This is a genomic window from Parabacteroides sp. APC149_11_2_Y6, from assembly GCF_054506995.1.
Genome location: NZ_CP173709.1, coordinates 120717 through 143375, shown reverse-complemented (window position 1 = coordinate 143375; position 22659 = coordinate 120717). Strand labels below are relative to the sequence as shown.

Below are 22659 nucleotides of genomic sequence, written 5' to 3'. Positions count from 1 at the left end.
AGGGATTATTCAGTTAACGAACAACCCCTCTTTTTATTTCTTGTTTTACGAAAAGACAAAATATTAATTTGTGATTCCGCTGTTTTGTTCATAGACATTCCACGGTTTAACCGACAAGCCTACAGAGATACCGACAGTTTCCGAAATAGGATCAGGCTTATCCGACCCTTCACCGTTGATGTGGATAGTAACGACATACTGATTATTCCGCCCTATCGATGCAGGCGACGTCAGTCCCTGTTCATTTAAATACGCCCGATAATATCTCATTTCAGGTTCAGCAGATGCATTACGCTTGAACATTCCGGATATTAACAAGGCTGTTCCTTTAGCTGCCGAATTGGGATACATATATCTCACAAATTTTTCTCCATCTTTTTTTGCGTCCGTTTTATCAATAAAGAAAAATTCATCACTTCCTTTCAATTCCACCGGATTACCCGAATAGTCATGTGTCAAATAAGCCAAATACCCAGAAGAGGCGATCCAGGTTAATTCTCCTGCCAGAGGATTATATACAGCATCACTAAGTCCCCGCAAATAGGAAGGTACCCCAACTTCACCTGATATATTTGTAGTTGCATTGACATTCACAAGCGAAATCGTATGCAATGTGAAAGATGCATTAGGATATTTCACTGGGATAGAACCTTCTGCACTCCCATCATCACTAAAGTTAACATCCAACTTATCCACCTCCACACGGGAAACAAAGCGGGTCAGTGCTACATTCGCTTTACCCGGCTGATATTCAACATTCCCATCTACAAAACCATCGTTAGAACGACTATCGGCATAAACCCAATTATCGCCAGCTTTCAAATTTGCAAACCGGATTTTTGCGCTTGACATCGGTAAGATTCCATCACTAAAGTCCGCCGTATGGATGATTGTAGAAGCCATTAAAACGTCTAATGATGAAACATCCGTTGCAGGAGTGGCATTCGCTACAAAAACAACGACAAACTTATCTGCGCTATTGCCATTTTCATCTAATTGTACTTTAACTTTAATATCTTCAATTTGGGTTATTGTATTTTGTCCATCGGAAGTTATCGTTTTTGAAGTAACAAACGGATAACCGGGTTCATCCTTAAAGATATAAGCGGTTAATGTCCGGATAAAGGATTCTTTACCTGTTACTACTACCGCCTTTGTTGGGTCCGAACTAACAACGAACGATACCGAAGCCTCTGCCGCTTCTCCCGAATCACCGCCGACAACAGGTTCATCCTTCGAACATGCCGGCAAGCAACAGATAACTAATAAGGCGAATATTATATTTTTTAGTTTCATAACTTTTCTATTTAAAAGATGAATTATTCAATATCCACATTCTGGTTGACCGGTCCCCAACCTACCACTTCAACTTGTACATCCAACAGGGCGGCAGTCCCTTCAAAACTCGCCGGAGTAAAGTTTACATTCAGGCGGTATACATAGTTGCGTTTTACCAGTTTATGTGCAACACCTTGTACTGTCGTGCCATTCAGGTTTATCGTAGAGGCAAATTCTTTTTGTTCCCCTATTACACGTCCAGTTTCATCCACCAAAGTAGCCTTGATAACCAACTCCGTCGGCGTTGCAGTATCCTGATTTTCCATTACATAGGTACGGAAAAGGTTTGTCTGCGGGCTACCGGGGTTAATGACTGCTTTAGCGGCAGGGATCGTAACTCCATCGGTAGCCAACTGCCCGTCTACCATAACCGCACCCCAATAATCCGCACTAAAAAAGCGGGAGGCGGTCTTCATATTCCTTAAAGATACTTCATCAAGGCGGACAGAGAGGTCTTTCAATACCGGATCGCTTTCAAAAGAAGTCCGTACATTTACCAGATCGATACGTGCAGCCAGACGAGTCAGTTCCACCGGTTCCGAAATGCCATTCACGTTATTCTCTCCCATAGTAGTATATCCCAGGTAGTTATCCCCAGCCGACAAACTTGTCTCGGTAACAATCACCTGGCTGCTCATCGTCAAATTTCCTTGTCCCTGGTCGGCAAGTTGAGCCAGCCGGGCTTGTGCATCGCTATAAGAAGTAATTGCAGAAAATGTATTCTGCGGACAATTCGCCACAATTACAATCTGCGCCATCGTGGACTGTACGGGAACATCCAAAACGGAAGCGGTACCGTCTGTTGTAGATATTTCTTCCCAAAAGGGGGTTGCCAACAATTGCGTACCGGCTTCATTGAAAACAAGCACAGCCACATTATTAATATTCGATTCTCCAGCCTGCTCTTCCGGGTCGGTAGCTTTAGTTGCTATGCCGGAAGCCTTCAGGCTGACATTCAACTTTGCATTTCCGGATGGCTCTGAAGGATTGACTTCATCCTTTTTGCAACCTGTAGTAACCATTGCCAATGCGAAGCCTGCCAATAATATGTTTGTTAATTTCATCACCTTATCTTCCTTTAAAAATTAGAACTCAATAGCATCGTCGACCACTCCCCAGGGAGAAACACGCATTTTAGCCGACAGATTACCATCCGCATCAAAACTGAAAATAATATCCAGACGTCCGCCTGCTGCTACACTCGGGGTTTCTTCCACACCCGTTTCTATATTCAGTATCTTAGATACTTTCTGAATATCCGCCCCGCCCCGCTGTACGGAAAAGGTCAAATCTTCACCGGGAAAAACATTCTGCATACCACCGGATTTACCTTCCTGTCCCGCGTCTACTGCACCGGTCGTACGCCATTCGGAAATAGCATTGTCGTACATGCTCTCAGGACGGTAAGCTACCTGGCTACCGGTTTGAACTCCGGCAGCATCGTAAGTGTCCAGCGTATTATCCATTCCGAAAGCCAAATCATCAGGACTCTTCATAATCTGGCTTGTTATCAAATTTTGAACTCCTTCCGTCTTAATTGTAATTGTACCAGTCTTAAGACGGACCACCACCGTATCTTCTTTGGATATGCCATCATCCGCCATAATAACTTCTTTAGAGCCGAAATACAAGCTGTCGGGAGATTGGGCAATGCCATTCTCGCTATTCAGCATCAGCTTCAGGTCGTTCAGGTTTTTGGGTTCACTGATCGACTGGTTGGTTTTATCCCCCAGGTTACCCCATGCCACAAGATGCAATTTACGATCTGCCGAATAACCGGACAATTCAATATTGCTACGGGAAAGAATAAAATTTTTATCCAACTGGCGGGTTTCCAGGTAATTCATATTTTCATCGAAAATATACAGGGATACATCACGCACTAATCCCAGGTTTGTTATATCGTCCCCTTTCACATTCTCTGCCCGCAAAGAAAGTCTGAAACAGGGATCCAGGCTTTCCTTGATACATCCGGCAAACAGGAATACGGATGCCCCGAATGCAAGAATAAGATTTCTTTTTATAAATGATATATGTTTCATAATATATTATTTTTATTACCCTATTTTAATCGTATTACTCAACTCCCTCATTACTGCCAATATATATCGGGCTATTCCACTTATTAACGACAACCTTGCTGTTGACATAAACGCCGGTAGAAGGATCGGGCGTATCGGAACCGAAACCATTCAAGGTCAGACTTAGATTGTATTGGACATTGCGTTTCACAAAATCGTGCTTAGCAATCCCATCAAACTTGTCTTCTCCACTTTTAGCCGGATCATTCACAACGACAGCATAATAGGTATCGTATACGGTTTTCGGTCGGGTTGCCCCTTCCGGCGTATAAGTATAGTCGCCACAAACAACGAAGATTGTCTGCGCTCCTTTCCGGGATTTCATATTTTCATATACATAAAATGCTTTACCTATCGGTGCGTTGTCCCCGGTAAGCGTGTATGAACCTCCTACAGGGATTTCAGGACGTTCAGATTCTGTAAATTCATAGGAAAGAAGGTCTTTCTTAAGAAGTCCGTTTGTCAAGACTGTCCCAGTCTGATCTTCCCAGCCGCCTTGCCACCAGAAAGTAAAGCGCCCGCTCTCTTGAGTTGCTGTAGCGTCAGCTTCCACTGTGCCCCACTCTGCTTCGGAAGCCAAAAGCGATTCACTTTTCACATTCACTACAAAAGTCTTTTTCAAAACAAAACTTGCATTTGTTCCGTATTCCGTATCTTTTACGACAGTAAGTGAAGCCAACTGTATACGTGCCACATTACGATACAGGTTTACTTTATCGTCTTTTACGCTAAATTTTCCTTCACCCGGAGTAGCCGTATATCCGATGCAGTTTACCACGCTTGCCCTAAGAGTAACCTCCATCACTCCGCTGCTCATCGTCAGACTGCCATCTTTTTCGTTTTCAAGATTGGCTGCTTTTACCTGAAGCGCTTCAGTAAGCGATTTGCCTTCAAACTTTGTTTTCACATCAGTGCCTGCATTGGCAAGAACCAGCACTTTCACATTTCCTGATTTCACTGGGATATTGGTCACTTCGCTCAAATCCCCGTTATTTTCAGCAGATACATCCTTCATAGTGGAATAGGCATCTCCTATATAGACCAAAACGGTTAATTGCTTAATTCCATCGGCAGGATTATCAGCTTTCGTTTTGGTTTGGGAATCAGCGCTTACAGCCAACGAGAGCGTTGCATCCGGTTCGAACCCCGGCACTTCTATACCTGTATTGTCTTCTTTTGAGCAAGAGAACAATGCACATATAGCTAATAGTGAGATTAGATAACTTTTCAGCTTCATAGGTGTATTGTAATTTTATTAACTTTCCTGTGGATTAAATTATTGATTTTACATTACAAAAGTATATTTCCTTGATGTATATTCGGATAGGTAGTTCTCTCGTTGTTAATAGATAAAACTATCAGATTGTTTTTTGATAGATTCTCACCCTTGTTTGTTATTTTTACAGGTTACAAATTTAATGTATTTCCCTTTGATTTTCATGGAATAAGGATTTTTATTTAAAGAAATAGGCAATGTTCGGCTTATAAAAGCGGATAGGCATAAAAAAAGCTCTCGAATGTTCGAGAGCTTTTTTTACAATTATTCACAGTATATTATTCAACAGTTTCTGACTGAGCAACTTCTGCAAATCCTACAACTTTACAAGACACATTCAAGAAAGTATCACTACCACCTTCAGTGCTTGGTTTAGGACCAAACGGAGTTTTATAACCAGGACCTGTAATAGTCAAACCTAAAGAGTATTTCACATTACGAAGAACCCCCAAAATGGCACCTTCACGACCTGAGTTTGCTATAGCAGCATGTAATTCTGAATTGGAAGGGATTGCAGCAAGTACACCCTTACTTTGATCAATACCACTAACACCTACAGCTATAGGATAATATCTATTTTCTTCTTTTACTGTACCTCCAACGCCGTCATAAGAGAAATCACCCTTTACAACAACAAGTGTTCTTGTTGCAGATGTATTTTCATAAGCATAAAAACTGGTTGTAGCAAATGTTGTAATGGCATTAACATAAGAAGACTCAGATTCCATCGAACCATTAAACATAGGCCAAACAGCGGTCTTACCTGTCATCGCATCAACCCAAGTTTGATAAGCATCTCCATCTAAATAACCATTTAACACATTAGCCATATTCACTTCAGTAGCACCCCATTCTTTAGAGTCAGCACCTACTAATTTTGTTACTTTATTGCCGTGCAATAAGAAAATACCCTTTAATGTAAATTGTCCACCTTTATAATTTGCAGTAGGTTGTACCGCCAATGAGTTCAATTCAACTTTAGCAACATTTCTATACAAATTAACCGGAGTATTCACAGCTACACCTGCAGCAGCAGTTACGGCAACGCCATCTGCAGGAACAGATAAATATCCTAAATAATTCTTTTTATCTACAGCTACATTTACTTCATAAACCTTACTATTCATTGTAAGTTTTCCATCTACTTCAGCAGCACCTGCAGCGTTAAAGTCTTTTTTCAATTCCGCTAAATCAGAATATTTTCCTATTCCTTCAATTAGTGTAGAAGGTACATTAGCCAATACTACAATTGTTTTATTACCGCTGGTAACCGGAATATTCTCTACAGCAACTACATTATCAGCAGCAGTCGCTTTGCCAACTTTTTCTAATACAGGATCTGAACCTTCTGCAACCTGACCTTTAAAGATAACAACATCTAAAGATGTAATATCCGTGTCTGCCGCCTTAGTCTGTGTACTATTTACCATCAAAGAGAGAGTCGCTTCAGCAGCTTCGCCATCATTTCCTACTACACCAGGTGTTTCGTCCTTTGAGCAGGAAGCAAATGCACATGCAATCATTGTTGCATACATTAAATTTCTTAGTTTCATATTCACGTAAGTTTAAATTGTTAATAAATTTCTTATGTATTTTATTTTAAAATCTTTCATTACCCTATAGCTGAATGAGAGCGGATATGAGTTTCATAAACTTCCCAAATGGCCGTTTCATCTTTTCGACATTGCAAAGATAGAGGACTGCCTTTTATGAGCTTATTGGCATTTCTATCAATAATTATCGGTAAAACTCTAATTTGTTATTTTGATTTCTTTACACCCTTTTTTGATATTTTTTCATCCTGTGAGTTTGGCGATATCAAGCAGAATATCATAGGGATAAGAAGAATACAATCTACTATCAGGTGGGATTGGCGCCTAAGTGGTGGGTTGTTTTTTCAAAAAATAGAATTTAGTATTTGCCCCCTCTCTCAGGACGGTTGCCCGTACTGAGAAGGAGTTACATTATATTGTTCCGTAAAACGTTTACGGAATGTTGCCGTATCGTTGAAGCCGACCATCTCAGCCACTTCCTGTACGGAATATTGCTGGGTAAGGAGCAACTGCGCCGCTTTCTTCAAACGGATATTGCGCGTCAGTTCCAGGATGCTTAAATCAGAATACTGTTTGATTTTACGGTACAAGGTCGGCAGACTCATATTCAATGAGTCTGCGAGTACTTTTGCTTCAAAAGTAGAATCTTCCAGATGTTTTTCTATTGTCTTTACCACAGCATCCATAAAGGGGTTGGTGGGAATCGCTTTCTCCTCGCCACCATCCACCGGCAGGTTGTTCGTATAATAATGTTGCATATCCTCGCGCTTCTTCATCAGACTGTTGATTTTGCTGCGCAGGATTTCCACATCGAAAGGCTTTGTTATGTAATCGTCCGCACCGGCTTCGATACCGGTTATCACGTCTTCGCTTTCCACCTTTGCCGTAAGCATCACCACTGGAACTTGCGCCAGTTGCGGGTTGCTCTTTATCTCACGGCAGGTCTGGTAACCGTCCTTCACCGGCATCATCACATCGCAAAGGATTAAATCCGGCTGCTCCTCAAGCGCCACATCAATGCCATCCTGCCCGTTGCGGGCTTCCAACACCTCATATTCTTTGGTGAACACGTGTTTCAGGAACCAACGGATCTGGTCGCTGTCGTCTATCACCAGCAATTTCTTGCCGGTTTCTTTCTTTTCCGGAATCACCTGTATCAGTTCGGCGATTTCTTCTTTCTGGCGGTCGTTCAGTTTTACCAGGTCCGCCTCCGGTTCTACAAATTCCACCCGGCGGTCCAACAAATGCTGCTTGCCTAACGGAAGCATAACGGTATAAGAGGTGCCGTTCGTATCGGATACCGTGCGGTAAATGCCGCCGATATCGTTTACCATATCTATAATTTGTCTCAAACCTCGACGTGCGCCTTTTTCTTCATCCAGCCCTTCATCGGACACCTTCACTGTACAATAGGCTTTTCCACCTTCATTTACAACAGACAACGACATCGTCACTTTGCCATAAGCAAAAGTATTCTTAAACGCATTGCTCAACAACATACGAAGCGTAAATTCCATTTTGCGGCGGTCCATCCATACCCAAAGAGTTTTTGTCTGGGTATTGATACGGAAATCGACATTATTCATTGCCACCCAGTCCACAAACAGGTCGCTACACTGACGCGCAATATCCACCATATCATAACGCGCCACACGAAGGTAACTTGCTACATCATTGGAACGACGCGTACCGATAAGCTGGTCTGCAAGGTCCTGCATCGCCAAGGTATTACGATAAGCGGAGAGAAGCTGGGTAGACATATCCTCTTCCCTGTCTTTATTTTGAACCACCAGGGCAAGAGACCCTAATACAAGGGAAAGAGGCGTGCGCATTTCGTGGATCGTCTCGATAAAGAAACTGTCATGGATACGTCCGGCTTCCCTAATCTGGCGTTCCGCCTCTTCTTGCCTTTCGGCTGCTTCCCGCTGGATGATATCGTTTTCCTTGATTTTTGTTACCAAAAGCTGCTCCAACTCCTTTTTATTATTGGCAAGGGTGGATATATTCATTTCCGAATCGGACAATTGCAGCCTCAATTCCGCCTCTTTTTGCAAGAAACCGGATTTTTGCTGCTCGATATCGGCTTCCAAAGAAGTTAATTGGGTAGATTTCTCTTCCAGTTCATGTTCTTTCAAGTCGAGTATATGATTTTTTTCGGACAGTTCGCGTTGAAGTTTCTCCAACTCATCTTTTTCGCGAGTGGAATTCTGAACATATCCGCTAAACTGGCTTTGCATTTTCCTTATATAAAGAAAAACCAATACCAGCAAGACCAGTAAAACACCTATCATGCCATAAGTAAGAATCCCGGAAGAGTCGGATTCAACGCCTGCTGCAAAAACGGGAAAGTAGCAACAAGAAATACAGGCAAGCAATACAGAAGATTTTCTGAACAGTGATTTCCTATTCATAATTTATATGCATTTATTTTTTAACCACTATAGTACTTATCGATTTATATAATGCCTTTCAATGAAATACCGGATTCCATTCCGATACATCAACAACCCTCGTAAATACCATGCAAAGATGATAATAATATTTTGGAATCCACAATATAAAAGCGTTTATTTTCAAAGGTAATGAGATTTTTAACACCGTTAATAAAGAATGGGCGTGATACAAATACACATATATTTGATACATATACACACTATATTTCTTTCAAAAACCAAAATTAGTATAAATCATCTTCATCATTATATATTATTATGTACGCAAGAAAACAGCCGCCATGCAAAATTCCCGAAAATCAATAGGTATAGAAACATCAAACGATAAATACAGACATATTACTATCAAATCCTGATACGAACACACCCGTTCCGGCAAATTTCAGCACCCGAAAACCCATATCAAAACAAAATGATTAATAGAAACACAGCTTAAAAAGACACAAATACCAATGCAAACAACACAAAAACACCATATAAATGATAGCCATACCAATAATATTGATATATTTAACCTATTTTAAACATAAAAATAAGATGTATATCAAAAACCAATTTTATATTTGCAACATCAAAAGGGAACAAAAGATTTTGATGAGGGTCTTAATCTTGAATAGTTTCCCTGAGAGTATAGGGTAATTAAAAGCATATAAAAAAACATTAGGGGTCATGAAAAAGGGTAAAATTTTCACAAATTGTTTGTTGTCTATCTACACAATTATAACTGCAATATCTTTTGCCAGTTGTTCAGCAGACAACGATGACATCGTTAATTACGGGACCAATGAAGTTGCCGCTACATCTGTAGAAGCACCTTTCTCTGTCATTCTTAAAGCATACTCCGAGAATCAGGATATCACCGCCAATGGCGATGTAGACAATACGACCTTGTATGTTTTCGACGAAAACAATGACTTTTATACTCAATTAGCAGTCAGCAGAGAATATCTGCTACAAGCTAAACCTATAGAAATAAGCTGTCCGGGCGCATCTAAAATCACAGTGGTTGCATGGGCTGGCATTTCTAACGAGAATGAAGATATTTCCGCCTTAAACCAGGCAAATATCATCTCGGACCTTCAGGTAAAATTAAAACAAAACAACGGCGTGGCAAGCAGTTTCCCCAGTGACCTGTTCTACGGACAAGCAACAGTAAACCATTCTGCTACCAAAGCATCGGCTCAGGAATTAAGAATCGAACGCAAAGTTTCATCTATATCCCTGATAACTAAAGGAATCATTAAAATGTATGATTCTACGGAAGGAAATTATTATTACAAAATAAAGAAAACAAAAAGTTCTTTCAATTATAACGGAGAGTTAACCGGTTCGGATGTCGAATACATTATTCCGGCTATAGTAAACGAAAATGGTTATTTAATTTCTAAAAGAACAGCTATTTTACCAGCCTCCGATATCGTTGTAGAGCTTTATAAAGACGATCATTTGATTCTTTCCAGCGAAAATTCCAAAAATCCGGAAATTTTGTCTGCAAACGAAGGAGAACAAGCAAATATCGTTTTCGACCTTTCTCGTAACAGCTTCAGCTTTACTGTCTCAGATTGGGGTACAGTTGCTCAATATGTTACAATAGGTTAATTTTCGACCCTCAATTTTTTATATGCATATTGGCGTACACCCGGATTGTTCCGCGTGTGCGCTCTTTTTTTTCAAATATGCGATTCTCCGTGATAGCTTTACACCTGTTTATGATAGCATCACCATTCGCAAAAAGAAGATTTCATTCACTTTGAAAAACAAAACTTTCCAACTGGATAATTACCCGGAGCCATACATGCTATTCCTTTCACATATAGGATGTATTCATATCAGAAAAGTTGCAGCAGCAATAAAATGCAATAAGCCTAAAAAGCTAAAAGTATCACTCCACCCTATGAAAATCATCTATTTTGAGAGAAAAACCACCCTTATCTGATACTTTCCCACGCTATTTTGACTGATTTAACTTATTTTAAACATAAAAACAGAATAATATAAAAATACAATTCTATATTTGCAATGTCAACAGGAAACAAGAGGTTTTGATGAGGGTCTTAATCTTGAATAGCTTTCCTGAAGAGTATAGGGTAAATTAACGCATATAAAAAATTAGGGTCATGAAAAAGGGTAAAATTTTCACAAATTGTTTGTTGTCTATTTTCACAATTATTGCAACAATTTCTTTCGCAAGTTGCTCAGCAGACAACGATGTTATCGTAAGTAATGGTACAAATGAAGTTGTTACCAATTCGATAGAAGCTCCTTTCTCCGTAATTCTCAAAGCATACTCAGAAAACAAAGACATTACAGCTGATGGTGATGTAGAAAATACAACATTGTTCGTTTTCGACGAAAATAATGATTTTTACCAACAACTGACAATCAGCAAAGATTATTTATTACAGGGCAAGGCCGTTGATATCAATTGCCCGGGCCTATCCAAAATCACAGTCGTAGCATGGGCTGGCATCTCAGACGAAAACGAAGAAATTTCCTCCATGAACCAGGCTAATATTATCTCCGACTTGCAAGTTAGCTTAAAGCACAACAATGGCATAGCAAGCAATTTCCCCAGCGATTTGTTCTATGGACAAGCAACTATCAGCCGCCCTGCGACAAAAGCAGTTGCACAAGAATTAAAAATAGAACGCAAAGTAGCTTCTATTTCTCTTTTAACAAAAGGTATCATTAAGGTCTATGATTCTACAGAAGGTGATTTTTATTACAAAATCAAGAAAACAAAAAGTTCTTTCAATTGCAATGGAGAATTAACAGGTTCAGATGTAGAATATATTATTCCGGCTACAATAAACGAAAACGGCTATTTAATCTCTAAGAAAGCAGCCATTTTACCATCTTCTGATATCGTTGTAGAGCTTTACAAAGACGGCAATCTGATTCTTTCCAGCGAAAAAAGCCAAAATTCAGAGATCGTGCCTGTAAACGAAGGAGAACAAGCCACATTTATTTTTGACCTTTCAAAAAAGAATTACAGCCTTACTGTTTCTCCTTGGAGCACAGCTTCTCAATACGTTACAATTTAATTTTTGACCCTCAATTTTTTTATATGCATATTCCCGGACATTCGGATATTTCTGAATGTCCGGGATTTTTTTTCAAATACGCCAATCACAATGAGAGGAATACATACCATATTGATAGGATTGCAGTCAGTTAACAAACATCAATTCACATCGTAAATAACTGATTATCAGCAATGACACAAATACCACCGTTGTATGAAAGGAATGCCAGCTATTTTGTCTTATAGAATCCACTATTTTTGTAACAGAAAAAGAACACAATACAATTTGTGAAATTTTACCCTATACTCTGTTTGTATGAATCCCTTAATTCTTACAAGCAAACCTAATTAACATAACCGTGAGGTTACATAATTATTATAAAGAGCGGATAGTCATGAGGCTGTCCGCTCTTTCTTTATAAATGCATCAAACTACACACCCAATAACTCTTTTATTATTACCTTTGTTAGAGTCAATCATGAAATTTCAATTCCGGTTCGTTCTTTTTTAAATTCGAACCGTTCTTTTCTCACAAAGTTCCTATTGAAATATTCTTTTGATAACTATTGAAATTACTTTTCATGAAGTCTTTTTTTCTTTTGACAATTATTATTCATCATTCTTACTCTTATCAAAAGAATATTTCAACGGGTAGTTTTCAGAAAAACGACACGTTGATTTCTGCCAAAGAAGGGCATGAAAAATAATCTATAGCCTATGAAATAAATAAAATACAAATTATCTCTTATGGAAAAGTTTAAAATGAAATCCTGGATGCGCTATTTATTGGTCTTTGTCTTATTGCTTGCTGTTAATCGCCTTATTCGCGAATGTGCTTCAGACGAAGAACTGAAAGATGGAAATTTATTAGTAAATTCGGTTATAGCAGCTATTCCTACTATCATATTCATCATTATAGACCGTTATCGCTTAAAAAAAAGGAAGAATAGCTCAGAGTCTGTTTGAGAATAGTAGAAATACAAAACCGGGGTCACCCCGACAGGCTTATGGTATTTCAAAAAAATAGCCTCAAAATCATTTGACTTTGAGGCTATTTCGTAGCGAGACCCGGGATTGAACCGGGGACCTCATGATTATGAATCATGCGCTCTAACCAGCTGAGCTATCTCGCCATCATGTTTGTAATAAGTATCAATTCCCTTATTGACGCTGCAAAAGTAGAACTTATTTTTAGACTGTGCAACACTTTAAAGAAAAAAATTCACAGGCAATTTAACTTTTCCTTTTAACAGGTTAATCCTGAGATGCTTTTTTCTTATCAGAAATCTTATAATAATTTTGAATATCTTGATACTTTTACTAACTTGGTGCGCAATTAACACGACATAGACATGAAAAAAGAAAAGTTTCATATCGAATATGTTTTCGATAAAGTTTCAAAAAGAAGCTTATGGAATCAAATCACCACCCCTCCAGGGTTATCTGCCTGGTTTGCAGATGATGTCACTATCAACGATACCATATACACATTTAAATGGGATAAAACGGAAGAAGAGGCGGAAGTTCTCTTCCTGAAACCGGAAGTCACCATCCGCTTCCGCTGGACGGATGAAGAAGATGAAAATGCATACTTTGAATTTTATATCCATACAATCGAACTGACCGGAACCACCAGTCTCGAGATTACTGATTTTGCCGAGCCGGACGAGAAAACAGATTCAATAGAGTTATGGGATACACAGGTAGAAGCACTGAAACGGACATTAGGCATTTAGATTGTTTTAGTGATTTCTATAGGGTTTCTATCGTTTTTTACACTACTTTTGTCCCGTCAATCGGATAATTCGTAATGCTAAAAATAAAACGATTATATACATTTATGTTGCAGACATTTCTGCCATTGTTTTTCATGACATTCGGCATTTGTCTGTTTATTGTGTTGATGCAGTTTCTATGGAGATATATCGACGATATGGTCGGCAAAGGTTTAGGCATCCCCATATTAGCTGAGATGTTTATGTATGCGGCACTATTCCTTGTCCCCATGGCTTTGCCGCTTGCAATTCTGCTTGCCTCGTTGATGACGTTCGGGAATCTGGGCGAGCGTTTAGAATTGCTTGCAATGAAATCGGCAGGCGTATCTTTAATACGTATCATGCGCCCTTTGATTATTACAATTAGCTTCGTAGCTGTCGGCGCCTTCTTCTTTCAAAACAATGTGATGCCTGTCGTACAGGTTAAACTATACACGCTCCTCTACTCCATGCGCCAGAAATCACCGGAACTGGATATTCCCGAAGGCACTTTTTATGGAGAAATCACCGGATATAATGTATATGTAAAACAAAAAGACAACAAAACAGGACTACTTAAAGACCTGATGATTTACGACTTTTCCAACGGTTTCAATAATGCCAGCGTAATGGTTGCCGATTCCGGAAGGTTGAAAATGTCCGAAGATAAAAAATTCCTGGTTCTTTCCTTATATAATGGCGAATCCTTTGCCAACCTGAAAAACCAATCGTCTACAGGTATCAAGCAAACATCGGTTCCCTATCGCCGCGAGACGTTCTCTTCCAGAGACATCCTGATCGATTTCAATGCGAACTTCTCGCGTACAGACGAATCGTTCATGCAGAACCAGTATATGGGGAAAAATATGAAAAGCCTCCAGCAATCTATCGATTCGATGTCGGTTCGCCTGGATAGCATACGGTCTATCAATGCTACTAATGTATTCAGGACTTCATACAGAAAGACACTTGATAAGCCCGAACCGGTAAAAAAGGAGGAAGCAAACAAAAAGCAGGATACGGAAATAAAACAAAAAGAAATAAAAAAGACAGTCGTAATGAATTACGACAGCCTGTTCCTTGCCCAGAATCCCAGCGAAAAGGCATCTTTATTATCACGTGCCAAATCCAATATCGAAACACAACGCGGAGACTACTTCTTCAAGGCTGCAACATTGGGTGATGAAGGGTACAACCTGCGACGCCATATGACGGAATGGCATAATAAATTCACTGTTTCGTTTGCTTGCTTGGTCTTCTTTTTCATCGGAGCTCCTCTGGGAGCAATTATCCGCAAGGGAGGACTGGGTGTGCCTGTCGTTCTTTCTGTATTCCTTTTCATCTTCTATTATATTATCAATAATATCGGGTTTAAAATGGCGCGCGACGGAGTTTGGGCGGCATGGCAAGGCATGTGGCTGAGTTCGGCAGTATTGGCTCCTTTAGGTATATTCCTGACCTACAAGGCGGTAAAAGACTCTGTCATTCTAAATGCAGACACTTATATGAATGCTTTCAAAGCCTTGATTGGAAAACGAAGCGGAAGAAAGATTGAACGGAAGGAGGTTATCATTTTCACTCCGGATTACGAAGGTATGATTCCCCGATTGGAACAATTGATAACCCAATGCAAAAATTATTTATCCAGCCACAAACGTTGGGTACATTATATTTCTTTCTGGAAAGACGGCGGACGCGACAAGGAAGTCGAAGTAATAGCCGATGAAATGGAAAATATAATAGAAGAATTGGGAAACTCTGACAAAATACTGGTTCTCAATAAATTGATGGACTATCCGATCATCAGCGGGTACAACCGTTTAAGCAAGAAAATTAAGGGAAATATGGGATTTGCCATAGCAATATTTTTCCCTATAGGCGTGCCTCTCTATTTGCTTGCCATCTATCAACGCAAACTACTGCTGCAGGACATGAAAGCTCTGCAAAAAACCAGTGGAGAACTGATTGACATAATTAGAAATAGTAATTAAGAAAAAAACGATATGAGCGAAATTAAATTAAACACCATTGAAGAAGCGATTGAAGACTTTCGCGAAGGTAAATTCCTGATTGTCGTGGATGACGAAGACCGCGAAAACGAAGGAGACTTTATCGTTGCTGCTGAAAAAATAACACCTGAAAAGGTGAACTTTATGATGACTCACGGACGTGGCGTACTTTGCGCCCCGATCACAGAGGAACGTTGCCAGGAACTGGAACTCGAAATGCAGGTGATGGACAACACTTCACTGTTAGGCACACCTTTCACTATTACAGTGGACAAACTGGGTGGCGGTTGCACTACAGGGGTTTCTATGTTCGACCGTGCAGAAACGATCCGTGCACTGGCCGATCCGAAAACAAAACCGAGCGATCTGGGACGCCCTGGACATATCAATCCGCTTCGTGCCCGTTCACGTGGAGTACTCCGCCGTGCCGGACATACCGAGGCTGCTGTAGACCTGGCACGCCTTTCCGGACTTTACCCTGCGGGAGCTCTGATTGAGATCATCAATGAAGATGGAACAATGGCACGTCTTCCCCAATTGTATGAGGTTGCTCAAAAATTCGGAATCAAAATCATTTGTATTAAAGATTTGATTGCATACCGTCTGAAAACGGAATCGATTGTAGAGAATGGCGTAGAAGTAGATATGCCAACCCAATACGGTCATTTCCGCCTGATTCCATTCCGCCAGAAAAGCAACGGACTGGAACATATCGCATTAATCAAAGGCTCATTTAAGAAAGATGAACCGGTATTGGTACGCGTACACTCTTCTTGCGCTACCGGCGACATTTTCGGCTCCATGCGTTGCGAATGCGGGGAACAATTACATGCTGCCATGCGCCTGATTGAAAAAGAGGGCAAAGGAGTGATTGTTTATCTGAATCAGGAAGGACGCGGAATCGGGTTGATGGAAAAAATGAAGGCATACAAACTGCAAGAAGACGGACTGGATACGGTTGAAGCGAATCTTCATCTCGGACACCAGGCCGACGAACGTGATTATGGTGTAGGTGCACAAATTTTACGTCACTTAGGAGTAACCAAGATGCGCCTGATGACCAACAACCCGGTTAAACGCGTAGGCCTGGAAGCTTACGGGCTGACTGTTATAGAAAATGTCCCTATTGAAGTAACCCCCAATCCATATAATGAATTTTATATGAAAACGAAGAAGGAGCGTATGGGACATATCCTGCATAATATTAAATAACTATCAGTTTATTGCAAAATAACTGATTTATAACTATTTTTGCAACAATTTAAAAAATAACCTATACAAAAACAGTGTTATGACACAAGTTTCAGATCGTTTAGCAAGTTTGTCGCCTTCAGAGACGCTGGCGATGTCTCAAAAAAGTGCAGAGCTTAAAGCTCAAGGTATTGATGTAATCAATCTCAGTGTGGGTGAACCTGACTTCTATACTCCGGACCACATTAAGGAAGCAGCGAAGAAAGCTATCGACGATAACTTTTCTTTCTATTCTCCGGTTCCGGGATATATGGACTTGCGCAAAGCCATCGTTGCAAAACTGAAAAACGAAAACGGTCTGGATTATACAACAGACCAGATTATTGTATCAAATGGTGCAAAACAGTCTGTTTGTAATACTTTACTGAGTATCATAGGTCCGGGCGATGAAGTTATCGTTCCCGCTCCATATTGGGTAAGTTATGTCGAAATGGTAAAACTGGCCGAAGGTACTAACGTTATTGTTTCAGCTGGAATCGACCAGGATTTCAAGATTACTCCGGCTCAGTTGGAAGCAGCGATTACTCCGAAGACTAAAGCATTGATTCTTTGTTCTCCATCAAACCCGACGGGTAGCGTATATAGCAAAGAAGAATTGAAAGGTCTGGCCGCAGTTCTTGCTAAACATGAAAATGTTATTGTCATCGCTGACGAAATATACGAACATATCAACTATGTAGGCTCACACCAGAGTATTGCACAGTTCCCGGAAATCAAAGACCGTGTAGTTGTAGTAAATGGCGTTTCAAAAGCCTATGCAATGACAGGATGGCGTATCGGATTTATCGCTGCTCCGCTTTGGATTGCTAAGGCTTGCAACAAATTACAGGGACAATATACTTCAGGAGCCAGCTCTATCGCACAAAAAGCTGCTGTCGCTGCTTTTGCAGGCGACCAGAGTTGTGTAGAAGAAATGCGTAAAGCATTCTTACGCCGCCGTGATTTGGTTATCAGTTTATGTAAAGAAATACCGGGTATGAAACTGAATATTCCAGAAGGAGCATTCTACTTATTCCCAGAAGTTAACTCTTATTATGGCAAGAGTGCAGGAGACCGCAAAATAAACAATGCAGCCGACCTTGCTATGTACTTGTTGGAAGTCGGACATGTGGCAACAGTAGGAGGCGCTGCTTTCGGTGCTCCCGAATGTCTTCGTTTCTCATATGCAACATCCGATGAAAACCTGATTGAAGCTATTAAACGCATTAAAGAAGCATTAGCCGCTTTAAAATAAGAATTTCATCTATATACTTTGAAGGGGTACATAATCATTGTACCCCTTATCTATTAACACTTTAGCCTTTAAACAGCCAATTTTAACCTTCCGAGAATTAAATATTTAAAACGACCCGGATATAATATACATATCGTAAAAATTTGGAGATAAAGGAACGAAGCACTTATACTATTTACAATTAAATAACAACACTTTTTCTTCACCAATATTATTCACCTATAAAAACCAATTTCCAATGAAATGTTTTAAAAAAGTATTTATTTGCTGTATTATGGCAACAATCCTGCTTGCAGGAAACAGTCATGCACTCCAGGCACAGACCTCTGATGATGATTTTGCAAGAAATCAAATCAAACTCTCTTACGGGGATGCCTTCTACTCTACTGTTGCTTTCGGCTTACTGGACATATTGATGGGAGGAGCAATCTTTCATCCGGATGCCGAGATGAGCGCTCCCGGATCTTTTTCAATAGCTTACCGGTATTTATTCGAAGGAGAACGTTTTGCTTTAGGAGGAGATTTCACTTACATTCCGATTAAACAAACAGAAAAGAATTCAACTACCCATTATGATTTGTTTGCCACAATGGTAGGAGCAGATGTTTACTACATCAAATCCGGTATCTTCAGATTATACGGAACAGCAAGCATAGGCGCCGCATTTGCCCAGGAAGCAGCAGGCTTTGCATTCCAGGTCAACCCTATAGCCATAAGGCTCGGGAATGACAAGTTCTCAGGCTTTCTGGAAGCCGGGGCCGGATATAAAGGGATTTGTAATGTGGGAATACAGATCGGATTTTAAATAAAAAAAGCTGCCGGAAATTCCGGCAGCTTTTTTTATTTATTGACATGCTATATTAGTCTACATTCAATGTAACACGTTTGAAAGCAACTACAGTCAGTTCCTTATTTGCAGAGTGCAGATATTGTTCGATAGTCAATTTTGCATCCTTAACAAATTCCTGCTGCAATAAAGTATTTTCTTTATAATATTTCTGTAGGGCGCCCTGAGCGATACGATCCAACAGATTTTCAGGCTTACCGGCTTGGCGAGCTTTATCCTTTGCAATTTCCAGTTCCTGGTCGATAATGTTCTGCGGAACTTCTTCCGGACGAACAGAAACAGGGTTCATAGCAGCAACCTGCATAGCGATGTCACGAGCCATCTGGTGTTCAACATCAGCCTGGTTGAAAGCAACAACTGTAGCCAGTTTGTTACCCGGGTGGATATAAGAAACTGTCAATTCGCCATTTACAAATTCGTAAGCGCCTAATTCCATCTTTTCACCAGTGATACCGGAACGGTCAGTGATATGTTCCTGAATAGAACGTCCGTCAGCCATTGCAGTAGCCAGCAAATCTTCTTTAGAAGCCGGTTTCTGAGCCATTGCTATATCCAGGATTTCCTGAGTTAAAGCAACGAAATCAGCATTCTTTGCAACGAAGTCAGTTTCACACTTCAAAGCAACAACTGCTGCGAATCCGTTCTTTTCAGTTGCCAATACACAACCTTCAGAAGCTTCACGATCAGAACGTTTTGCGGCAACAGCCTGTCCTTTTTTACGGATAATTTCCATTGCCTTGTCAAAATCACCATTAGCTTCTTCCAAAGCCTTCTTGCAATCCATCATTCCTGCACCGCTCATTTTACGCAAGTGAGAAATATCAGCCATTGTAACTGCCATAATCTTATTTATTTATTGAGTTTATACTATTCTAAATTAACAATGGACAACTGACAATTGACAAGAACTTAACCGTCAAAAGCCAATTGCCCATTATCTTTATTTTTTAATTGTCAATTGTCAACTATCAACTGTCAATTAAAAATTATTCTTCTACATCTTTCGCGTACTTGTCGGCGATGTTTGCGTTCAACGCTTCATCATCTTCTTTCTTAGTACGTTCTTTCTTTACAGCAGCTTTAGCTTTGCGTTCTCTTTTAGGAGCATCGCCTTCGCCTGCAGCTTCTGTATCGATTTTTTCAGCTTTACGTTCCTGCAGACCTTCGTTCATAGCTTCGCAGATAGCGCCCAAGATAACTTCTACAGATTTTGTAGCGTCATCATTAGCCGGAATTACGTAGTCGATGTTATTCGGATCCGAGTTAGTATCAACCATACCAAATACGGGGATACCCAAACGATTTGCTTCACGAACTGCGATATGTTCTTTCATTACGTCAACAACGAACAAAGCAGACGGCAGACGAGTCAGGTCTACGATAGAACCTAAAGTCTTTTCCAATTTTGCACGTTGACGAGTTATCTGAAGTTTTTCTCTCTTAGAAAGATTATCAAATGTACCGTCTTTTGTCATCTTATCGATAGTAGTCATCTTTTTGATGGCTTTACGGATAGTCGGGAAGTTAGTCAACATACCACCCGGCCAGCGTTCGATAACGTAAGGCATACCTACAGAAGCAGCCTTATCAGCGACAACTTGTTTTGCTTGTTTTTTAGTAGCAACGAAAAGTACTTTCTTTCCCTGTTTAGCCAGGTTTTTCATTACTTCTGCTGCTTCGTCTACTTTAGCAACTGTTTTATATAAATCAATGATATGAATACCATTGCGCTCCATGAAGATATAAGGAGCCATAGCAGGGTTCCACTTTCTCTTTAAGTGTCCGAAGTGTACACCAGCTTCTAATAACTGATCAAAATTAACTCTTGACATTTTTTTCTTTTTAAAATCGTTTACTTTCTTTGTTTAACTCAATCACCAGGTAGTCTTCCCGCATGTCAGCATGTAAAAAGAATCCCGATAATTTAGATACTAAACGCTTTGTCCTTGTAAGAAACTCACAAATAACATTAACGTTTGCTGAACTGGAATCTCTTACGAGCTTTCGGCTGTCCCGGTTTCTTACGTTCAACGGCACGCGGATCACGAGTTACAAAACCTTCTGCTCTCAAGGCTGGTTTATCTTCCGGATTGATCTTGATCAATGCACGTGCGATTGCCAGACGAGCTGCTTCAGACTGACCTTTAAAACCACCACCTACAAGGTTGATTTTGATGTCATATTGTTCGGCAACGTTTAATTTTGAAAGCGGTTGCTTAACAATGAACTGAAGAATTGAAGAAGGAAAGTAATTTGCAAGATCACGTTTGTTGATAGTTATCTTTCCCGTTCCTTCGCTTACGAATACGCGAGCAACTGCTGCTTTACGTCTTCCTATTGCATTTACTACTTCCATCGTTATTATTTAAGTGAGTTTATATCAATTGACTTAGGTTGTTGAGCTTCGTGTTTGTGCTCAGTTCCTGCATATACATATAAGTTAGCCAGTAACTTAGCGCCCAGACGATTTTTAGGGAGCATACCCTTTACTACTTTACGGAACAAATGACTTGCCCCTTTATTCATCAGGTCTGCCGGTGTATAGGCAATCTGACCACCGGGATAACCGGTATATCTCAAATAAACACGATCGTTCCACTTATTTCCAGTCAGAACGATTTTATCTGCATTGATAATGATCACATTATCACCACAATCAACGTGCGGAGTAAAATTGGGTTTGTACTTACCGCGCAAAAGTTTCGCTACTTTTGCACAAAGGCGTCCCAAAGTCTGTCCTTCGGCGTCAACAATGACCCACTCTTTGTTTACAGTTGCTTTGTTTGCAGAAATGGTCTTAAAACTTAAAGTATCCACTGCTTTAAAAATTAATTAATTAATAACTCTAAAAAACAAGCGTTCAGTTTTAGCCTTATTATTACTACGGACACTATAGACGTAATAACATGCTAAGAACTAAACTCTTAGTACAATTTTGATAATATTCGGCTTGCAAAGGTACGGCTTTTCCGGGAAATACAAAACATTTCGCTATCTTTTTCTATCACAACGAGAAGAAGTAAAGGATGGAGTTTCAAACAGGAAGCTACAACTTCCACAAAAAAAAGATTTTTCAGGAAGTAATTCTTTATGAAAAAGAAGACCGTGTACTATAATCAGCGACGGAACATATAGCCCAACGAGAAGGTTACATTATTCTGATAAAGAGGAGATTCCCCTCCGGTTCTTTTAGACAGGCGGTCCAACGTTCCGCATATGGCGGTAACAGAGAAGAAAAACTTGCGATATTCAACCATCAGGCCGACATCCACCCCTAAATCAAAAGACTTCAAATCTGTCTTTTCTGTTTTTCCGAAATGAATATCTACATTTTGATTTTCGGTCTTCATTTTCCCGAATAAAGCAAAATCCAGGACAGGTCCTACAAATACGCCTAAATAAACACCGTCTATATTAAAAGTATAAGCCAGATTGACCGGAACCTGAATCGAATAATAATTACATTTGTTAAATGCGTTTTTAGCTCCGGAAACATCATAATTCGACAAGAAAGAACCACCTTGATTGGTAAAAGCAAGTTCCGGACGCAAAGACAGACCTTTATATAAATGTATATCAGAAATACCGGCTACACTAAAACCGAACCGCGCACCGGAACAAATGGAACCATCCACTTTTTGCACCATCGACGAATAAGCCCCTCCCGCACGGACACCAAACGAAACCTGCGCCATCGCAGAGAAGGCAGTCAACACCACTAAGCACACAATTAAACTTATTCTTTTCATAACGGCTTTCTTTCTGATTACAAAGGCAAAGATATACTTTTTCATCTGTATTATGCCAATTCAAAGAAGTTTTTTGTGAAATAAGATG

19 protein-coding genes and 1 tRNA gene are annotated in these 22659 nt (G+C 40.1%); 8 read left to right on the top strand and 12 right to left on the bottom strand.

Going from position 1 to position 22659, the window contains the following annotated elements:
* Positions 1–63: 63 nt before the first annotated feature.
* The 6 genes from ACGE0T_RS00500 to ACGE0T_RS00475 all read right to left on the bottom strand — a co-directional run bounded on the left by ACGE0T_RS00500 (position 64) and on the right by ACGE0T_RS00475 (position 8659).
* Positions 64–1296: a fimbrial protein gene (locus tag ACGE0T_RS00500; RefSeq protein WP_459188616.1), complete on the bottom strand. Its 1233-nt coding sequence runs from the start codon at positions 1294–1296 to the stop codon at positions 64–66.
* A gap of 23 nt (positions 1297–1319) precedes the next feature.
* Positions 1320–2402 carry a fimbrial protein gene (locus tag ACGE0T_RS00495; RefSeq protein ID WP_459188615.1) on the bottom strand — a complete coding sequence of 361 codons (1083 nt, stop codon included), beginning with the start codon at positions 2400–2402 and terminating at the stop codon, positions 1320–1322.
* 21 nt (positions 2403–2423) lie between these two features.
* Positions 2424–3380, bottom strand: coding sequence for a FimB/Mfa2 family fimbrial subunit (locus tag ACGE0T_RS00490; protein ID WP_459188614.1), 957 nt, complete (start codon positions 3378–3380; stop codon positions 2424–2426).
* A 34-nt stretch (positions 3381–3414) separates the two neighbouring features.
* The gene (locus ACGE0T_RS00485; RefSeq protein WP_459188613.1) at positions 3415–4656 is read right to left on the bottom strand and encodes a fimbrial protein; all 1242 of its coding nucleotides are present in this window, start codon (positions 4654–4656) and stop codon (positions 3415–3417) included.
* 317 nt (positions 4657–4973) lie between these two features.
* Positions 4974–6248, bottom strand: a complete 1275-nt coding sequence (locus ACGE0T_RS00480; protein ID WP_459188612.1) for a fimbrial protein — start codon at positions 6246–6248, stop codon at positions 4974–4976.
* A 377-nt stretch (positions 6249–6625) separates the two neighbouring features.
* Positions 6626–8659: a hybrid sensor histidine kinase/response regulator transcription factor gene (locus tag ACGE0T_RS00475; RefSeq protein ID WP_459188611.1), complete on the bottom strand. Its 2034-nt coding sequence runs from the start codon at positions 8657–8659 to the stop codon at positions 6626–6628.
* A gap of 711 nt (positions 8660–9370) precedes the next feature.
* Between ACGE0T_RS00475 and ACGE0T_RS00470 the strand changes: the two genes are divergently transcribed.
* From ACGE0T_RS00470 to ACGE0T_RS00460, 3 genes are all read left to right on the top strand, one after another.
* Positions 9371–10300: a FimB/Mfa2 family fimbrial subunit gene (locus ACGE0T_RS00470; RefSeq protein ID WP_459188610.1), complete on the top strand. Its 930-nt coding sequence runs from the start codon at positions 9371–9373 to the stop codon at positions 10298–10300.
* A gap of 518 nt (positions 10301–10818) precedes the next feature.
* Entirely contained in the window at positions 10819–11745 is a 927-nt protein-coding gene (locus tag ACGE0T_RS00465; protein WP_459188609.1) for a FimB/Mfa2 family fimbrial subunit, read from the top strand.
* A 729-nt stretch (positions 11746–12474) separates the two neighbouring features.
* Positions 12475–12693 carry a hypothetical protein gene (locus ACGE0T_RS00460; protein ID WP_459188608.1) on the top strand — a complete coding sequence of 73 codons (219 nt, stop codon included), beginning with the start codon at positions 12475–12477 and terminating at the stop codon, positions 12691–12693.
* Between the two features lie 93 nt (positions 12694–12786).
* Here the strand turns inward: ACGE0T_RS00460 and ACGE0T_RS00455 are convergent.
* Positions 12787–12860: transfer RNA gene (locus tag ACGE0T_RS00455), tRNA-Met, on the bottom strand.
* A 219-nt stretch (positions 12861–13079) separates the two neighbouring features.
* Here ACGE0T_RS00455 and ACGE0T_RS00450 point away from each other — a divergent pair.
* The 5 genes from ACGE0T_RS00450 (at position 13080) to ACGE0T_RS00430 (ending at position 18780) form a co-directional block, all read left to right on the top strand.
* Positions 13080–13463 (top strand): START-like domain-containing protein, encoded by a 384-nt coding sequence (locus tag ACGE0T_RS00450; protein ID WP_459188607.1) that lies wholly within the window; start codon positions 13080–13082, stop codon positions 13461–13463.
* Between the two features lie 104 nt (positions 13464–13567).
* Complete coding sequence (locus ACGE0T_RS00445) at positions 13568–15472, top strand: LptF/LptG family permease (protein ID WP_459188606.1); 1905 nt, start codon at positions 13568–13570, stop codon at positions 15470–15472.
* A gap of 12 nt (positions 15473–15484) precedes the next feature.
* Entirely contained in the window at positions 15485–16702 is a 1218-nt protein-coding gene (locus tag ACGE0T_RS00440; RefSeq protein WP_459188605.1) for a bifunctional 3,4-dihydroxy-2-butanone-4-phosphate synthase/GTP cyclohydrolase II, read from the top strand.
* Positions 16703–16781: 79 nt separating this feature from the next.
* Positions 16782–17975: a pyridoxal phosphate-dependent aminotransferase gene (locus tag ACGE0T_RS00435; RefSeq protein WP_459188604.1), complete on the top strand. Its 1194-nt coding sequence runs from the start codon at positions 16782–16784 to the stop codon at positions 17973–17975.
* A gap of 238 nt (positions 17976–18213) precedes the next feature.
* A complete protein-coding gene (locus ACGE0T_RS00430; protein ID WP_459188603.1) occupies positions 18214–18780 on the top strand; it encodes a hypothetical protein in 567 nt (188 codons plus the stop codon).
* Positions 18781–18835: 55 nt separating this feature from the next.
* On the opposite strand, the gene tsf is transcribed toward ACGE0T_RS00430, so the two are convergent.
* From tsf to ACGE0T_RS00405, 5 genes are all read right to left on the bottom strand, one after another.
* Positions 18836–19663, bottom strand: coding sequence for a translation elongation factor Ts (tsf, locus tag ACGE0T_RS00425; protein ID WP_459188602.1), 828 nt, complete (start codon positions 19661–19663; stop codon positions 18836–18838).
* A gap of 145 nt (positions 19664–19808) precedes the next feature.
* Positions 19809–20654: a 30S ribosomal protein S2 gene (gene rpsB / locus ACGE0T_RS00420; RefSeq protein ID WP_459188601.1), complete on the bottom strand. Its 846-nt coding sequence runs from the start codon at positions 20652–20654 to the stop codon at positions 19809–19811.
* Between the two features lie 137 nt (positions 20655–20791).
* Positions 20792–21178, bottom strand: a complete 387-nt coding sequence (gene rpsI / locus ACGE0T_RS00415; protein WP_459188600.1) for a 30S ribosomal protein S9 — start codon at positions 21176–21178, stop codon at positions 20792–20794.
* Between the two features lie 5 nt (positions 21179–21183).
* A complete protein-coding gene (rplM, locus tag ACGE0T_RS00410) occupies positions 21184–21639 on the bottom strand; it encodes a 50S ribosomal protein L13 (protein WP_459188599.1) in 456 nt (151 codons plus the stop codon).
* Between the two features lie 299 nt (positions 21640–21938).
* Positions 21939–22571, bottom strand: a complete 633-nt coding sequence (locus ACGE0T_RS00405) for a porin family protein (RefSeq protein WP_459188598.1) — start codon at positions 22569–22571, stop codon at positions 21939–21941.
* Positions 22572–22659: the final 88 nt, after the last annotated feature.

Bases quoted from the DNA above. Each gene is read 5' to 3' on its own strand.
- ACGE0T_RS00500 (WP_459188616.1), bottom strand. From the start codon at position 1,296: ATGAAACTAAAAAATATAATATTCGCCTTATTAGTTATCTGTTGCTTG.
- ACGE0T_RS00495 (WP_459188615.1), bottom strand. From the start codon at position 2,402: ATGAAATTAACAAACATATTATTGGCAGGCTTCGCATTGGCAATGGTT.
- ACGE0T_RS00490 (WP_459188614.1), bottom strand. From the start codon at position 3,380: ATGAAACATATATCATTTATAAAAAGAAATCTTATTCTTGCATTCGGG.
- ACGE0T_RS00485 (WP_459188613.1), bottom strand. From the start codon at position 4,656: ATGAAGCTGAAAAGTTATCTAATCTCACTATTAGCTATATGTGCATTG.
- ACGE0T_RS00480 (WP_459188612.1), bottom strand. From the start codon at position 6,248: ATGAAACTAAGAAATTTAATGTATGCAACAATGATTGCATGTGCATTT.
- ACGE0T_RS00475 (WP_459188611.1), bottom strand. From the start codon at position 8,659: ATGAATAGGAAATCACTGTTCAGAAAATCTTCTGTATTGCTTGCCTGT.
- ACGE0T_RS00470 (WP_459188610.1), top strand. From the start codon at position 9,371: ATGAAAAAGGGTAAAATTTTCACAAATTGTTTGTTGTCTATCTACACA.
- ACGE0T_RS00465 (WP_459188609.1), top strand. From the start codon at position 10,819: ATGAAAAAGGGTAAAATTTTCACAAATTGTTTGTTGTCTATTTTCACA.
- ACGE0T_RS00460 (WP_459188608.1), top strand. From the start codon at position 12,475: ATGGAAAAGTTTAAAATGAAATCCTGGATGCGCTATTTATTGGTCTTT.
- ACGE0T_RS00450 (WP_459188607.1), top strand. From the start codon at position 13,080: ATGAAAAAAGAAAAGTTTCATATCGAATATGTTTTCGATAAAGTTTCA.
- ACGE0T_RS00445 (WP_459188606.1), top strand. From the start codon at position 13,568: ATGTTGCAGACATTTCTGCCATTGTTTTTCATGACATTCGGCATTTGT.
- ACGE0T_RS00440 (WP_459188605.1), top strand. From the start codon at position 15,485: ATGAGCGAAATTAAATTAAACACCATTGAAGAAGCGATTGAAGACTTT.
- ACGE0T_RS00435 (WP_459188604.1), top strand. From the start codon at position 16,782: ATGACACAAGTTTCAGATCGTTTAGCAAGTTTGTCGCCTTCAGAGACG.
- ACGE0T_RS00430 (WP_459188603.1), top strand. From the start codon at position 18,214: ATGAAATGTTTTAAAAAAGTATTTATTTGCTGTATTATGGCAACAATC.
- tsf (WP_459188602.1), bottom strand. From the start codon at position 19,663: ATGGCAGTTACAATGGCTGATATTTCTCACTTGCGTAAAATGAGCGGT.
- rpsB (WP_459188601.1), bottom strand. From the start codon at position 20,654: ATGTCAAGAGTTAATTTTGATCAGTTATTAGAAGCTGGTGTACACTTC.
- rpsI (WP_459188600.1), bottom strand. From the start codon at position 21,178: ATGGAAGTAGTAAATGCAATAGGAAGACGTAAAGCAGCAGTTGCTCGC.
- ACGE0T_RS00405 (WP_459188598.1), bottom strand. From the start codon at position 22,571: ATGAAAAGAATAAGTTTAATTGTGTGCTTAGTGGTGTTGACTGCCTTC.